Source organism: Streptomyces sp. NPDC001137, assembly GCF_040298885.1.
Lineage (GTDB): Bacteria > Actinomycetota > Actinomycetes > Streptomycetales > Streptomycetaceae > Streptomyces.
Map to the genome: position 1 here is coordinate 34,263 of NZ_JBEPBA010000032.1, position 15,471 is coordinate 49,733.

General features: G+C 68.0%; 12 protein-coding genes. 5 read left to right on the top strand and 7 right to left on the bottom strand.

From position 1 onward, the window contains the following. Window positions 1-9 precede the first annotated feature (9 nt). The 6 genes from ABT254_RS40995 to ABT254_RS41020 all read right to left on the bottom strand — a co-directional run bounded on the left by ABT254_RS40995 (window position 10) and on the right by ABT254_RS41020 (window position 5,324). Window positions 10-96, bottom strand: coding sequence for a putative leader peptide (locus ABT254_RS40995; RefSeq protein ID WP_351482515.1), 87 nt, complete (start codon window positions 94-96; stop codon window positions 10-12). A 78-nt stretch (window positions 97-174) separates the two neighbouring features. Next, window positions 175-1,776, bottom strand: a complete 1,602-nt coding sequence (locus ABT254_RS41000; protein ID WP_351482433.1) for an FAD-dependent monooxygenase — start codon at window positions 1,774-1,776, stop codon at window positions 175-177. Window positions 1,777-1,951: 175 nt separating this feature from the next. Then, entirely contained in the window at window positions 1,952-2,857 is a 906-nt protein-coding gene (locus ABT254_RS41005; RefSeq protein WP_351482436.1) for an amino acid ABC transporter permease, read from the bottom strand. Then, entirely contained in the window at window positions 2,854-3,519 is a 666-nt protein-coding gene (locus ABT254_RS41010; protein ID WP_351482438.1) for an amino acid ABC transporter permease, read from the bottom strand. Before ABT254_RS41010 ends, ABT254_RS41005 begins: the two co-directional genes overlap by 4 nt. Before the next feature lie 120 nt (window positions 3,520-3,639). Then, window positions 3,640-4,482: a glutamate ABC transporter substrate-binding protein gene (locus tag ABT254_RS41015; RefSeq protein WP_351482441.1), complete on the bottom strand. Its 843-nt coding sequence runs from the start codon at window positions 4,480-4,482 to the stop codon at window positions 3,640-3,642. Window positions 4,483-4,547: 65 nt separating this feature from the next. After that, a complete protein-coding gene (locus ABT254_RS41020; RefSeq protein ID WP_030947272.1) occupies window positions 4,548-5,324 on the bottom strand; it encodes an amino acid ABC transporter ATP-binding protein in 777 nt (258 codons plus the stop codon). A gap of 286 nt (window positions 5,325-5,610) precedes the next feature. Here ABT254_RS41020 and ABT254_RS41025 point away from each other — a divergent pair, with 286 nt between their 5' ends. Together ABT254_RS41025 and ABT254_RS41030 are read left to right on the top strand one after the other, a co-directional pair. Continuing rightward, complete coding sequence (locus ABT254_RS41025) at window positions 5,611-6,297, top strand: response regulator transcription factor (protein WP_351482444.1); 687 nt, start codon at window positions 5,611-5,613, stop codon at window positions 6,295-6,297. Window positions 6,298-6,306: 9 nt separating this feature from the next. Further along, a complete protein-coding gene (locus tag ABT254_RS41030; protein WP_351482446.1) occupies window positions 6,307-7,710 on the top strand; it encodes a sensor histidine kinase in 1,404 nt (467 codons plus the stop codon). A 104-nt stretch (window positions 7,711-7,814) separates the two neighbouring features. Here ABT254_RS41030 and ABT254_RS41035 read toward each other — a convergent pair whose 3' ends face one another. Beyond that, the gene (locus ABT254_RS41035) at window positions 7,815-8,816 is read right to left on the bottom strand and encodes a TAXI family TRAP transporter solute-binding subunit (protein ID WP_351482448.1); all 1,002 of its coding nucleotides are present in this window, start codon (window positions 8,814-8,816) and stop codon (window positions 7,815-7,817) included. Between the two features lie 112 nt (window positions 8,817-8,928). On the opposite strand from ABT254_RS41035, the gene ABT254_RS41040 reads away from it, so the two are divergent. From ABT254_RS41040 to ABT254_RS41050, 3 genes are all read left to right on the top strand, one after another. Next, complete coding sequence (locus ABT254_RS41040; RefSeq protein ID WP_351482450.1) at window positions 8,929-9,333, top strand: pyrophosphohydrolase domain-containing protein; 405 nt, start codon at window positions 8,929-8,931, stop codon at window positions 9,331-9,333. A 945-nt stretch (window positions 9,334-10,278) separates the two neighbouring features. Further along, entirely contained in the window at window positions 10,279-10,905 is a 627-nt protein-coding gene (locus ABT254_RS41045) for a hypothetical protein (protein ID WP_351482453.1), read from the top strand. Window positions 10,906-11,298: 393 nt separating this feature from the next. Continuing rightward, a complete protein-coding gene (locus ABT254_RS41050) occupies window positions 11,299-15,459 on the top strand; it encodes a golvesin C-terminal-like domain-containing protein (RefSeq protein ID WP_351482455.1) in 4,161 nt (1,386 codons plus the stop codon). Window positions 15,460-15,471: the final 12 nt, after the last annotated feature.

A 15,471-nucleotide genomic window follows, 5' to 3' on the forward strand; every position in this document is an offset into this window, starting at 1 on the left:
GATGCGAATTCAGCAGGACGGACGACACACGCAGCCCGCATAGCGGACGAGGTCCATATGGACCCTCCGCCACAGGCGCACATAGGTGTCGGTCACGATCCGGAGTACACCATTGACGGCGCGAGCGGTCAACTCACCGTCACTATGTGGACCACAGGGTGACGGTGAGTACGGTCACTTCGAGGGGGAGCCGGCCGTGGCCTCCGCCTTCGCCGGTCCCCCCAGTGTCGCCTCCGCCGCCGAGTAGAGCTCGGCCGGATGCACTCCGCCCAGTGCCGTGACCAGGTGCCCGTCCGGGCGTACCAGCAGCACGGTGTGAGCGGCCGCACCGGGGTAGCTCTCCGCGACCAGCAGCTCGGCGCGGTGCGGCAGCGCGGCCACCGCGGCCGCCAGACGGGGCATGATCCCGGCGGACATCCAGTGCTTGCGGTCCCACACCGCCGTGCCCGGCGCGATCAGCACCACCAGCAGGGCTCCGCGCCCGAGCCGGTCCCGCAGCTGTACGAAAGTGCCGTCCTCCGCGGTGACCCGCACATCGGTGACCGGCTCGCCGGGAGCCGTGTCCACGGGGACCTCGGCCTCGAGGCGCCGGGGAGCGAGCGGGGAAGCGGCGTACGCCCCCGGCGCACCGAGTGCTCCGCGCCCCAGATGACCGTCCGTGAGCAGCGCGTCGTGGCCGCGGGCCGAGCCGGGCACGTATGCGCGCAGCCCTCCGCCGCCGCGCAGCAGCGGCAGGGCCTGGTCGGCGGCGCGCAGCCGACCCGCGACGACCCCGCGCCGCTCCGCCTGGTAGCTGTCGAGCAGCGCCTGGTGCGGGCCGTGGTGCCAGGCGAGCGCCAGCTTCCAGGCCAGGTTGTCGGCGTCCCTGAGCCCCTCGTCGAGTCCCTGCGCGCCCAGCGCGCCGAGCAGGTGCGCCGCGTCCCCGGCGAGGAAGACCCTTCCCACCCGCCAGCGGCGGGCCAGACGGTGGTGGACCGTGTGGACTCCGGTGTCGAGGAGTTCGTACGGCGGTGTCGGGCCCCCGGTCCAGCCTGCCAGCGTCTCCCGGATGCGGGCCAGCAGCAGCTCGGGCGTGACCAGGTCCTTGCCCGGCGGCAGCAGCCAGTCCAGGCGCCACACGCCGTCCGGGAGGGGGCGGGCGGTGACCTCCCCGGCCGAGGGTCCGGACGTCCGCCACGGCGGCATCCGGTGGAGCATCGCCTCGTCCGCCCACGGAAGTTCCGTGCGCAACGCGGCCACGGCGTGCCGCTCCACCGCCGTACGGCCCGGGAAGCGGATGTCCTGGAGTTTGCGCACGGTGGAGCGCGGGCCGTCGCAGCCGACCAGGTAACTGCCGCGCCACCAGGTGCCCCTGGGGCCGCGGGTGTGGGCGGTGACCCCCGAGGCCTCCTGCTCGACGGTGTCGAGGCGGCTGTCGACGGCGACCTCGACGAGCGGCTCGGTGGCCAGGGCGGAGCGCAGGGCGCCCGTCAGGACGTGCTGGGCGATGTGCAGCGGGGCGGGGTCTTCGCCGCCGAAAGTGACCTCGCGCATCACCTGCTTGCGTCGCATCGACCGCCATCCGGCCCAGCGGGCCCCGTACTGCGCGAGCGGCTGTCCGCTCAGCCGCTCCATCAGGGCGGCGGTGTCCTCGCGCAGGACCACGGTGCGCGCGGGGCGCGGTTCGTCCTTGCCCGGCCCCTCGTCCAGCACGACGCAGGGCACTTCCTGACGGGCCAACGCCAGGGCGAGCGTGAGCCCGACGGGTCCCGCGCCGACGATGATCACCGGGTCCACGGCGCGGCGCCCCCTGCTCGTGGCGGCGTCCTGACGGACGTATGTGAACAGGAAGTTGGAGCAGGGTGCACGATCACAGAACGTATGCAACCCATTGGCGGGGTTTGCGTCAAGCGACGGAGGCAGTGGCGATCATGCCACTGCCTCCGTGTCGTTCACACCACTTGGCCGATCATCAGATCGAGTCGCCGGCGCCGGTCCCGAAGGAGCCGCCCACCGCGGCCGGGTTGACCTCCACCGCGTCCTCGGCGAGGACCGCGCCCGTGCCCCGCTTGCTGCGCCGCAGCCTGCCTTCCAGCCAGCTTGCGAAGCTGGTGAGGAGGAAGTTGACGATGATGAAGATGACTGCCACGCCGACGAAGCTCTGGATGACATTGGCGTAGTTGGCCGCGAACGTGCTGCGCGCGCTGAGCAGCTCCGAGTAGCCGATCATCACGCCGCCCAGCGCGGTGTCCTTCACGATGACCACCAGCTGGCTGACGATGGCGGGCAGCATCGCCGTCACCGCCTGCGGGAGCAGGATGCTGGTCATCGTCTGGCCCTTGCGCAGACCGATCGCGTAGGCGGCTTCCGTCTGCCCCTTGGGGAGCGCCAGGATGCCGGCCCGGACGATCTCGGCGAGGACCGAGGCGTTGTAGAGCACGAGGCCGGTGACGACCGCGTACAGGGGCCGGTCCTCGGTGGTGACGTTCGTGGAGCGGGCGTAGAACTCGTTCGCGAACAGCATCAGCAGGAGCACCGGGATCGAGCGGAAGAACTCGACCACGACTGCGGCGGGCACCCGCACCCACCGGTGGTCCGACATGCGTGCGATGCCGAAGAAGGCGCCCAGCGGGAGGGCGATGATCATGGAGAGTGCGGCGGCCTTCAGGGTGTTGCCGAGGCCCGGGAGGAGATACGTCGTCCACGCCTCGGACGTGGTGAACGGCTGCCACAGGACCCACTTCAGCTGGCCCTTGTCGTCCATCGTCCGCCAGATCCACCACACCAGCACGGCGAGCAGGACGACGAAGACCACCGACAGGAGGACGTTGCGCCGCTTGGCCCGGGGGCCGGGGGCGTCGTAGAGGATCGAGGTCATCGCTTCACCGCCAGTCGCTTGCCCAGCCAGCCCAGGATGAGGCCGGTGGGAAGGGTCAGAACCACGAAGCCGAAGGCGAAGACCGCGCCGATGAGCAGCGTCTGGGCCTCGTTCTCGATCATCGTCTTCATCAGAGCGGCGGCCTCGGCCACGCCGATCGCGGCCGCCACGGTGGTGTTCTTGGTCAGGGCGATCAGTACGTTGGCCAGCGGGCCGATGACCGCGCGGAACGCCTGCGGCAGCACGATGAGCCGGAGGGTCTGGCTGAAGCTCAGCCCGATGGCACGGGCCGCCTCGGCCTGTCCCAGCGGCACCGTGTTGATGCCGGAGCGCAGCGCCTCGCAGACGAAGGCCGCGGTGTAGGCGATGAAACCGAGCACCGCCAGCCTGAAGCCCTGCACCTTGAAGTCGGAGGCGCCCAGCGTCACGCCGAAGATGTCGGCGAGGCCGAGCGAGTTGAAGACGATGATGACCGTCAGGGGGATGTTCCGGACGATGTTGACGTAGGCGGTGCCGAACCCGCGCATCAGCGGGACCGGGCTGACCCGCATCGCGGCCAGCAGGGTGCCCCAGATCAGGGAGCCGAGGGCGGAGAGGGCGGTGAGTTTCACCGTCATCCAGAACGCCCCCAGGACGTCATAACCATGAAGAAAGTCGAACACGATCTCCCGCGCTTCCGGGTGTGTGGCGTACGAGGAGGGCGTGGCGCGCCGCCGCCGTGATCGCGACGGGCGACGGCGCGCCCCTGTGGAACCCTGCGGTGGCCCTGGGCCGCCCTTGCCTTACTTGACGATCTGGCCGATCTGCGGGGCCGGCTCGTACTTGTAGTTGGCCGGGCCGAAGTTCTTCTCGACGTCCTTCTTCCAGGTGCCGTCGCTGACCATGCTCTTCAGAGCGTCGTTGATCTTGTTGAGGGTCGCGGTGTCACCCTTCTTCACGCCGATGCCGTAGTTCTCGTTGCTGAGCTTGAGCCCGAGGAGCTTGAACTGGCCCTTGTACTGGGACTGCGCGGCGTAGCCCGCGAGGATCGAGTCGTCCGTGGTCAGCGCGTCGACGGCACCGCTCTGGAGGCTGGCGACGCACTCCGAGTAGCCGCTGTTCTCCTTGAGGTTCGCCTTGGGGGCGATCGTCTTCTGGACGTTCTGTGCCGAGGTGGAGCCGGTCACGGAGCACAGCTTCTTGCCGTTGAGGTCCGTGCCCTTGGTGATCTTCGAGTCCTTCTTGACCAGCAGGTCCTGGTGGGCCAGGAAGTAGGGACCGGCGAAGTCGACCTTCTGCTTGCGCTCGTCGGTGATCGAGTACGAGGCCACGATGAACTTGACGTCGCCGCGCTGGAGCGCGTTCTCGCGGTCGGCGCTCTTGGTCTCGACGAAATCGATCTGGTTCGGCTTGTAGCCCAGCTTGCCGGCCACGTAGGTCGCCACGTCCACGTCGAAACCGGAGAAGCTGCCGTTCGGCTCCTTCAGACCGATGCCGGGCTGGTCGTACTTGATGCCGATCTTGATCTTCTTGCCGCCACCGGACGAACTGCTGCTGCTGTCGTTGTTGCTGGAACCACACGCCGTGGCCCCCACAGCGAGGGCGAGCACGGCGGCCGAAGCGGCGGTGACCTTGCGGAGCTTCATGGTGAACATCCTTTGGCTGGTGAAGAGATGAGGGTCGGCGGTGACCGGCTGAGCGGGGCGAGGCGTCAGTGGTGGAGGATCTTCGACAGGAAGTCCTTGGCGCGGTCGCTGCGCGGATTGCTGAAGAACTGGTCCGGCGCAGCCTCCTCGACGATCCGGCCGTCCGCCATGAACACCACGCGGTTTGCAGCCGATCGTGCGAAGCCCATCTCATGGGTGACGACGATCATGGTCATGCCGTCGCGGGCGAGCTGCTGCATGACCTCGAGGACCTCGTTGATCATCTCCGGGTCGAGGGCCGAGGTCGGCTCGTCGAAGAGCATGACCTTCGGGTCCATGGCCAGGGCCCGGGCGATGGCGACGCGCTGCTGCTGGCCGCCGGAGAGCTGTGCGGGGTACTTGTCCGCCTGGGTGGCGACGCCGACCCGGTCGAGCAGGGCCCGGGCCTTCTCCTCGGCCTTCTTCTTGTCGGCCTTGCGGACCTTGATCTGGCCCAGCATCACGTTCTCGAGCACGGTTTTGTGCGCGAAAAGGTTGAAGGACTGGAAGACCATGCCGACGTCGGCGCGCAGCCGGGCCAGCTCCTTGCCCTCCTGGGGCAGCGCCTTGCCGTCGATCGTGATCGAGCCCGAGTCGACTGTCTCCAGGCGGTTGATGGTGCGGCAGAGGGTGGACTTACCGGACCCGGAGGGCCCGATGACCACGACGACCTCGCCGCGGGCGATCGTCAGGTCGATGTCCTGGAGTACGTGCAACGCGCCGAAGTGCTTGTTGACGCTCTTCAGGACGACCAGTTCGCCGGTCGCGGCCACATCTTCCTTGGCCACCGATACTTCGGTCATCGCTATCGGGCTCCGTCCTCCTCGGTTTCGGAGGACAGTAGTAACCCCGTTCCACCAGCGTCATTACATCTGAGGGGAATCTGAGCATCACGATCCGATAGCAATCGGACACATGTCGTAGCAGTTGCGAGGGGGTCGGTCTCGGCCGGGTAACTAAAGCGGCTCGCAACCGGAACCCACTTGACGGCGCACTCGTCAATCAGCGTGACTGCCTTGGTGCACGCGCGCGTGCCAGGCGTTTTGTACCCACCCCGATCGTACGTCCGATGAACCGAAGGAGGCCCGGATGAGACTGCTCCTCGTCGAGGACGACAACCATGTCGCCGCCGCTCTTTCTGCGGTTCTGGCGCGGCACGGTTTCGACGTCACGCACGCGCGTAGCGGCGAGGAAGCTCTCCAGGCGCTCGTTCCGGAGGGCGACGGCTTCGGCGTCGTCCTGCTCGACCTGGGCCTGCCCGACCAGGACGGCTACGAGGTCTGCGGCAAGATCCGCAAGCGCACCAGCACCCCGGTGATCATGGTCACTGCGCGCTCCGACGTCCGCTCCCGCATCCACGGCCTCAACCTCGGCGCCGACGACTACGTGGTGAAGCCGTACGACACCGGGGAACTGCTCGCCCGTATCCACGCCGTCAGCCGGCGCAGCGTCCACGAGGACGCGGGGACGGGCGGCGACCACGAGCTGCGCCTCGGGTCGATGCTCATCGAACTGCCCACCCGGCAGGTCAGCGTGGACGGTTCGGTTGTCCAACTGACCCGTAAGGAGTTCGATCTTCTCGCCCTCCTCGCGCAGCGCCCCGGGGTCGTCTTCCGCCGGGAGCAGATCATCAGCGAGGTGTGGCGCACCAGCTGGGAGGGGACCGGACGCACCCTGGAGGTGCACGTCGCGTCCCTGCGCGCCAAGCTGCGCATGCCGGCCCTCATCGAGACCGTACGCGGCGTCGGTTACCGGCTTGTCGCCCCGTCCTCGTAGCGTGCACGGGTGCGTACTCGTCTTCTTCCGCTGCTGATCGTCCTGATGGCGGCCGTGCTGCTCGCGCTCGGTATCCCGCTCGCCGTGAGCGTGGCCTCCGCCCAGCAGCAGAAGGTCGTCGTCGACCGGATCGACGACACGGCGCGCTTCGCGTCCCTCGCCCAGTTCGTCACCGACGCCTGCAGCTCCACGCGTACGTCCACGGACGAGCGGCTGGAGACCCTGCGCAGTGAACTCGCCAGCTACTACGGCGTCTACGGCATCCGGGCCGGGGTGTTCTGCCGTACCGACATCCCCATGGCGCAGGCGCCGCAGTCCTTCTTCCTCCCCGACCAGGGCGAGGTGCGCGATGCCTTCGCCGAGGCCCTGCTCAGCCGCCGCAGCCACGACCCCAAGCAGGTGTGGCCCTGGCAGCGCCACCGTCTGGTCGTCGCCTCACCGGTCATCCGGGACGGTGATGTCGTGGCGGTCGTCGTCACCGACTCGCCGACCGGGGCGCTGCGTTCGCGGGTCCTGCACGGCTGGCTGGTCATCGGTGTCGGTGAGATCGCCGCGATGCTGCTGGCCGTCGGCGCCGCGCTCCGGCTGACCGGCTGGGTGCTCAGGCCGGTACGCGTGCTGGACGCCACCACTCACGCGATCGCGAGCGGCCGTCTGAAGTCCCGGGTGGCGGCGGCCGGCGGTCCTCCGGAACTCCGGCGCCTGGCCCGCTCGTTCAACGAGATGGCGGACAACGTCGAGGACGTGTTGGAGCAGCAGCGCGCCTTCGTCGCCGACGCCTCGCACCAGCTGCGCAACCCCCTCGCGGCGCTGCTGCTGCGCATCGAACTGCTCGCTCTCGAACTGCCGGAGGACAATGAGGAGATCGCATCGGTCCGCACCGAGGGCAAGCGCCTCGCTGAGGTCCTCGACGACCTGCTCGACCTGGCCCTGGCCGAGCACACCGAGGCAGACCTGCGGATCACCGACATCGGCGCGCTGACCGCCGAGCGCGTCGCGGCCTGGACACCGACCGCCGAGGCCAAGGGTGTCCGCCTGGTGGGAAACTGCCCGCCGACCACCGCATGGGCCGACCCGGTCACGCTCTCCAGTGCGCTCGACGCGGTGATCGACAACGCGGTCAAGTTCACGCCGGAGGACGAGTGCGTCGAGGTCACGGTCGCGGCCGACGGGGACACCTCGACGGTCGTGGTCACCGACAACGGCCCCGGCCTGACCGACGAGGAACTCGCCCGCGTCGGCGACCGCTTCTGGCGCAGCAGCCGCCATCAGAACATCAAGGGATCCGGGCTCGGTCTGTCCATCTCGCGCACGCTGCTCGCCGCGGGTGGCGGCTCGATCTCGTACGGCCGTCACGAGCCGCACGGGCTCACGGTGACGGTGTCCGTGCCGAGGAACAGCCCTGCGGTCTGACCGAGGGGCGATACCGATCAGGCTCGACCCACGGGACGGAACGGCCACGGCTTGACCGAAGGGGTGGAACGGCCACGGGCTGGCCGAAGGGGCAGGCGGAACGGCTACGGCTTGACCGAGCGGTAGTAGCGCCGGGCGCCCTCGTGCAGGGCCAGTGGGTCGGTGTAAATGGCCGTGCGCAGGTCGACGAGCTGCGCGGAGTGGACCCTCGTGCCGATGCCGTCCCGGCTCCTGATCACGGTGCGGGTCATCCACTCGGTGAGCCGGGGGTCCATGTCCTTGCGCGTCATCAGCAGGTTGGACACGGCCAGCGTAGGCACGGCGAACCCTCCCTGGATGCTGGGGTAGGCGGACTCCGGCATGTTCGTGGCGCGGTAGTAGCGGGTGGCACGGTCGTGTTTGTGCAGCTCGGCGACGAGGTCGGGCGTGATCGGCACGAACCGGAAGGTGAAGGTGTCGGCGAGCTTCTGCAGCCCCTGAGTGGGCAGCCCGCCCGACCAGAAGAACGCATCGATCTTGCCGTGTTTCAGCCGGTCCGGCCCGGTGTCGATGCCGTCGGCGAACGGCGTGATGTCCTTCGTCGCGTCGATGCCGGCCGCCTTGAGCACTCGGTTGGCGATCAGCCGCACACCTGAGCTGGGCGGCCCGATGGCCACCCGCTTGCCCTTGAGGTCCGCGACGGACTGGACGTCGGAGTCGCGCGGGACGACGAGCTGTACGTAGTCGTCGTACAGACGGGCGACACCGCGCAGCTGGTCGGCGCCGGGGTTGTGGCCGGCGAGCTCGTACGTCTCCACCGCGTCGGCCGCGGCGATGGTGAAGTCGGCCTTGCCGGTCGCCACGCGTCTGACGTTCTCCTGGGAGCCGTGGCTGGTCAGCAGCTTCACCTTCAGGTCCGGCATGTCGTTGTCGAGCGCCGTGCGCAGCAGCTTGCCGTACTGCTGGTACACCCCGGCCTGCGTACCCGTGCTGATCGTGATCGTTCCGCTCGGAGGGGCCTCGCCCAGGGGCAGCAGCCACCACAGCAGCAACCCGAGCGCGACGACGCCGGCAGCCGCGCCCTGCAGGGCGCGACGTCTGCCGATCCGGGGGAACATCTGGGACATGCGAGGGATCCTGCCAGCCGGAACGCGGTGCTGACCAGGGCTGCTGACCAGGGGAGGGGTCACAACGGGATCACGACCGGGCGTTGTCAGTGGCGGTCGATACAGTGGCCGTATGAGTGCTTCGCCCGCCGACCTGGTTCGCCAATTCCACCTCGCCGTCGGGCTCGACGCCCGCAGTACGCCCACTGAGGTGTCGCCCGCGCTGGCCGCCCACCGTGGAGAACTGCTCGCGGAGGAGGCCGCCGAGGTCGCGGAGGTCTCGGTCACCGGCCCGCTCGACAAACTCGCCCACGAACTGGCCGACGTCGTCTACGTGGCCTACGGCACGGCCCTCGTCCACGGCATCGACCTCGACGCGGTGATCGCCGAGATCCACCGCTCCAACATGACCAAGCTGGGTCCCGACGGCCTGGTCACCCGCCGCGCCGACGGCAAGGTCCTCAAGGGCGACCACTACGAGGCCCCGGACGTGTCGGCGGTACTGCGCCGACAGGGGTGGGCGCCCGACGGCATATGAGGCCTTGCGGCGGTGCCGCCAGGGGCCCGGTCCGCCGTCCGGCGACTGATGAGCGGGCGGTGCTGCCGAGGGGCCGGTCCGCCGTCCAGCGACTGATGAGCGGGCGGTGCTGCCGAGGGGCCGGTCCGCCGTCCGGCGACTGATGAGCGGGCGGTGCTGCCGAGGGGCCGGCCTGCCGTCCAGCGACTGATGTACGCGCGGTGCTGGGAGCGCACGGTCCGCCGTTCAACGGCTGATGAGCGCGCGGCGGTGCACGAGCTTCGCGGCGGCCGGCCAACGGCTCGCCCCATGGGGGTCCGACGCGCGTGCCTCCCGCAGCGGGCGGTTGGCGGAGCCGTCAGTCGTCCGCCGGCTGATCGATTCACGACGGTGAGTGAGTCTTGCGGCGGCCTGAGTCAGTCGCCCCAGGTGTCGGACGTGCCTGCGTTCCCGCGGCGGCCTGTCGAGGGGGCCGTTTGCGGTCTGCCGTCTCCCGTCTGCCGTCCGATCGGCCCTCGACGGCGAGCGAGGGGGCCGTCAGTCGTCCATCGGCCGATCGACCCACGACGGGGCCGGACCATCGCGGGGGCCGGCCTCTCGAGGCTCGGGCCACACGCTCGTACGTGAAGCCCTGTCTGGCACAGCTGTCCGCATACGGCCGGCGAGACGCTTGCATGGGTCTTCGACCCCCAGCGGCGTCGGAGCGGGGGCCGCGACGGGCGCTCGGTGACGGGCATGTGAGCAGCAGGAAGACCGCCTGTCGCTCTCCGCCCATGAAATCGCAAAAATGATCGAACGTCATGAGCATGCCGTGTTAGCGTCCCGACGGCCTCGCGGTCTTCTCACGGAATTCTCGGAATCAGGCCGATGTGGAGTGCGCGGGTCCGGCAACTGGGCTGCCCAGTTGCCTGATCGGGTCTTCGGCGAACCTTGGGTACGCCGGACCAGGGGGAGGGGGGAACTTTCTTGAAGCTCATCTCGCTACGCGCGAAGACCACCGCAGGCGCATTCGCCGTCACTGCGGCGATGAGTTCGCTCCCCTCGTCGACCGGAAGTAGGAAAGCCATGCCACGTCTGCGCCGCATCTTGCCCGGAGCCGCCGTAGCCGCCGTCCTCGCTGGTGCTGGGGTCTACGGCGTCCTGCACGCCACGCAAACCTCCAGTGCTTCCAGCACCGAATCGCAGCCGTCGTCGAATCATGGGCCACTGCCCACCACGCTCGTCACTCCGCAGCCTGCCGGAACGCGGGCGCCGAGCGCCTTCGGCTACGGCAAGCCGGCAGCCACTGCCGAACACGGCGAAGTTCACGCCTACACCCCGCATCGGCTTCCCTACAAGCTGCTGCAGGTCCCTTTCACCATCACCAACAATGGCCACGAAACCGCCATGTACAGCGTGTACTTCACCGTGGAGTTCGGCGACGGCGCCGCCAAGACGTCCTTCAGGCGGGTGGTCACCAGCGGCGGCCTGGAGCCCCACCGCACCATGGCGACCCAGGCCACGATCGGCGGTGTGAGCAGCCTGCCTCCCGGCACGGTCCGCATCACCATCACCGACGTGCAGAAGAGAAGCCACAGTGATGTCACTTCATAGCCGGTCCACACCGGTTGGCGGCGTCTTCACCGTTTACTCGCCCAATCGCTGACCCGGCCGACGGTCCGAAACGAACATCACGGCAGTCGCCGCGGATGCGTACGTATGGGCGCGGTCATCTATGGAGGCGTCCCCTCATACGTGTCATGCCCGCATCACTAGCGTAAAGAAGAAGGGGGATAAGTGATAACCCGTCATAGACGAAGCACGGTGACGCTCCTCGCCGTCACCGCGGCTTTGTCAGGGCTCATACAAGCCCAGCCCGCCACCGCGAAACCCAGCCCCAAGCCCGTGCCCACGGCCTCGAAACCGGCGCACACAGCCCTGAAAGGTGCCGTCAAAACCCCGGACTCCGCTCTGGGCAAGGGCTGGAAGACCTCTACCGACCGGGCCGTGACCACCGCCGCCGACAGCGACGGACTGCATCTGCTCGTTGCGGACAGCAAGAACGCCTATGTGTGGAAGACGGTCACGGTGCTGAGCGAGCCTCAGCTTCCGGCCGACACCTGGATCGGCAACCAGTGCGTCATGGACGACCACCACGCGGCCGTCGCCTATGCTCCCCGAGCCTTCACGAACAAACCGGACCTGATGATGGGCGGCGGGTTCACGGCGATCGTGAATCTCGATGACGGCAGTGTCACCAAGCTGCCGTTCACCGCGTCCCTGGCCTACTTCGACCCGACCTGCAACCCTGCCACACACACCGCCGTCTTCACCGCGCTCCGGGACGCCAAGTCCCGTCTGGTCACGGTGAACACGAAGGGCGCCACCGTCGCGGACACCACCGTGACGGGCGAGATCACCTCTGCGGTGCCCACCAAGGACGGTGTGATCGCCGCCGCCGGCAACCGGCTCGTCCACGTCGACCGCAAGGGCAGGACAGGCGTGCTGGCGGCCACGAAGCATGCCCCGTACGGCATCCGTGTGGCAGGCGACGGCACAGTCACTTACATCGACCGCACCGGCAACACCGACGCCAGCGTTCAAAGCTACGCGCACGGCATGAGGACGACCGTCGCGAGCGGCAGGATCACCGCGATGAACCTGCGTCAGGGCACGGACGGCACGGTCTACCTCACCGGAAAGGCCAGCCACGGCAAGGGCTTTGCGGCCAGCGGCATCAAGCCCCTGAACGTCTCACCCGACGCGGACGTCTCCACCCGCGGACGCCTGGCCGTCGATCCGGTGGTCTCCCCGGCCGTGCAGGCGGGCATCGACAACATCAAGAACGCCGGCCGCGGCTTCACCAAGACCGCGACCAAGGAACCCGCAGCCGCGACCACTCCGGGCCGCATCAGCCATGCCCTGATCATCAACGGCACCGTCCCCGGCACGGGCAGGCAGACGAAGCAGAAGGTCGCCGAGCCCGGCACCACCGCGGGCGGCAGGCCCTCGCCGGCACTGACCGGCTCCGCCAAGCCGCAGATGTCGACCATGAGTCTGCCGACCACGTCCGCCGACACCACCAGCATCGAGCACGACCCCGTCGACCCGGACCGCTGGTGCTCCGTGCCCCGCAACGACGTTGACACCCAGGCCCTCCAGCCGACCCCCAACCAGGTCGAATGGGCCGTGGACATGGCCATCCGGGGCAACCTGCGCTCCGGCTACCTCACCCAGGGCGGCTGGCGCTCCCAGACCGGGATCTCCACCATCGACCCACAGGGGCTGTTCCCCGTCCCGCCGCTGAACACCGGCAGCGGACAACGCATACCCGCGCAGGTCGAACTGGGCATCCTTGCCCAGGAATCCAACCTGTGGCAGGCCGAATCGGGCGCCATCCCCGGCCAGATGGGCAATCCGCTCGCGGCCGTCGACGGCTTCTACGGACACCAGACCGGCGGCTCCCTCGCCTCCTTCTGGACCATCAACTGGAACAAGTCCGACTGCGGCTACGGCGTCGGCCAGGTCACCGACGGCATGCGCAAAGCCGGATACGCAAAGGACGGCGAAAAACTTCTCGACCCGAACATCCAGCGCGCGGTCGCCATCGACTACGCCACCAACATCGCCGCCTCGCTGCACATCCTCGCCGACAAATGGAACGAGGTCCACGAGTCCGGCCAGACGATCGCCGTGAACAACGACGACCCGTCCAAGCCCGAGAACTGGTTCACCGCCGTGTGGAACTACAACCTCGGCTTCAACAAGAAGGCGGACGCGGGAACCAACGGCAACTGGGGCCTGGGCTGGTACAACAACCCCGCCAACCCCGTCTATCCCGCCTCCCGGCTGGCCTTCATGAACACGGACCTCGACCCGCTGGCCGCCAAGGACGCCGCACAGCCGCAGAAGTGGCCCTACGAGGAGAAGGTGATGGGCTGGGCCGCCTGGTCCATCGACACCGGCCACTCCTACGCCACCTCCGGCCGCCAGGACTGGCCGGGCGAGTCCGGCTTCTCCTCCGCCGGCTTCCGCCCCGCCTACTGGAACGGCACCCTCGGGACCGTCATCGATCCGTCCAGCGCGAAATACCGCCGGGCCCACGTCTCGCCACCGCTGGACACCTTCTGCAACACGAAGAACAACTGCGACACAGCCAACCCGCCCAACTGCCCCAACGCCGCCTGCTACACCCAGTACTGGTGGAACGCCTCCAACGCCACCTGGAAGTCCGACTGCGCCACCAGCTGCGGCTTCGAGAACATCAAGTACCAGACCCTGATCAACGAGCCCGGACGCGGAAACCGCCTCCAGTACGGCACGCCCGTCTGCTCCGGTGCGCCCTCTGGCGCGAAGGTCGTCCAGTCCGTGCCGGCGGGCACCAACACCTGGAGTGACTGCGGCAGCACCACAACGGAGGGATCGTTCCAGTTCACGTTCTACCCCGACCCGTACGCCACCGGCCCCGGTTTCGGCCAGTTCGACGCGAAGGCCGACCTGCATCAGGTCGGGGGCGGCTACCAGGGTCACTTCTGGTACACGCACGCACGTGACACCGACCACCTGGGCGGCGACGGGGGACGCATGACCATCCTCGGTGACTGGAAGCTGAACTCGGCCATCTCCGGCAGCCAGGCCAAGGTCTACGTGCACATCCCCGACACGGGCGCGCAGGTCTCCAACGCCTCGTACAAGGTCATTACACCGTTCGGTGCAGTGACCAAGACCATCGACCAGGGTGCCCAGAACAACAGCTGGGTCTCCCTTGGCGCCTACAACTTCAGAGACCAGGTGCCGGAGGTGCAACTGTCCAACTCCACACCGGACGGCACCGCCGAGAAGGACGTCGCCTATGACGCCGTTGCGTTCGTGCCCGGTGACTACAGCGGTATCCCCTCCGACCTGACCTTCCACGACCCCGACGTCAACGCCGTACAGCCGGCGGACGTCACGACGCCGACCGATGTCAGCATGAGCGTCATCGGTGGAAGCGGGCCGGCCGGACCGTCCGCCACCTCCGCCGTCTCTGTGAAGGCGGTCAACGTGCAACGCCCGAACGGCTTCGTCCCCTGGTGCAACGACGAGCCCTTCAACCACGGTCAGCAGTGGGTCAACCGTTCCGAGGCATGTATCAAGGACCACGTCACCGTCGTCATCGTCGACCAGGACCAAGCCATCATCGGCACCATGGAGTTCGACGAGCAGGCCGAACTCAAGGCCTACTCCGACAGCGCGACCTCCAACGCCATGCTGAAACTCATCCCCACCGCCGCGACCGGTGTGGGAGCGACAGCACCCGTCACCATCACCTCGGCCGGCGTCTGCTCCATCGACTGCACCACCACCAAACAGATCTGGAACACCTCTGCCACCTGGGACTGGGCAGCAGGAGACCGGCACGTCGGGGAAATACAAATAGGCCTGATCTGGGGACAATCCCGCTCGGTGGACCTCCTCGGCATGACGTGGGAACTCGGAGCCCTCGTCGCGGACGTTCCGTCGGAGAACGTCGCTGCCATCGGCACCAACCGATACACCGAACTGCGCTGCGACACCAACGTCACCGCAACGCCCGGCTGCATCTTCGACTACTACAAGCCGACGTACGTCATGAACTCCCAGAAGTTCCCGGCTGCGGCGGCCCACGCATGGCTGGTTCAACACATGCTGCCTGCCCACCTCGGACTCAAGGGCCAGGGCCAACCCCTGACCTTCCTCGGCGACAACGTGATGTCGCCGACGAATCCGAACAAGATGCAGAGCGACGCCAACAGGGACCTCATGTGCCCGGACAGCTGGGAACGCAACCAGAACATCACGCTTTCCCCGGAGCTTTCCTCCAAGCTGGAAGACACGGCGAGCTGCGACGAATTGGCCTTTGCCAAGACGTACCAGAGTGGCGGCACGCCCACCTCTCTGGGCGGCACCAACCCTGTCGGCTCCGGTGACGACTGCCTTCAGACCTACGCCAAGAAGGACGCCGATGGCCTGTGGCGGCTCCACCCGGACCTGCGCTACCCCCTTGCGACCTGGAAGGAAGTCTGCGGACGCTCCAGTATGTCCAACAACCAGAACACACAGTCCATGTCTCTGTTTCCGACTTTCCGCCGGAACAACCGAGTCATGGACAAGGATGACTACTGGCTTGACGTGGCCAAGCCCAACTGAGGCGGCCTGACA

Coding starts and splice junctions, on each gene's coding strand:
- ABT254_RS41005 (WP_351482436.1), bottom strand. CDS start 2,857: ATGACCTCGATCCTCTACGACGCCCCCGGCCCCCGGGCCAAGCGGCGC.
- ABT254_RS41015 (WP_351482441.1), bottom strand. CDS start 4,482: ATGAAGCTCCGCAAGGTCACCGCCGCTTCGGCCGCCGTGCTCGCCCTC.
- ABT254_RS41020 (WP_030947272.1), bottom strand. CDS start 5,324: ATGACCGAAGTATCGGTGGCCAAGGAAGATGTGGCCGCGACCGGCGAA.
- ABT254_RS41025 (WP_351482444.1), top strand. CDS start 5,611: ATGAGACTGCTCCTCGTCGAGGACGACAACCATGTCGCCGCCGCTCTT.
- ABT254_RS41035 (WP_351482448.1), bottom strand. CDS start 8,816: ATGTCCCAGATGTTCCCCCGGATCGGCAGACGTCGCGCCCTGCAGGGC.
- ABT254_RS41040 (WP_351482450.1), top strand. CDS start 8,929: ATGAGTGCTTCGCCCGCCGACCTGGTTCGCCAATTCCACCTCGCCGTC.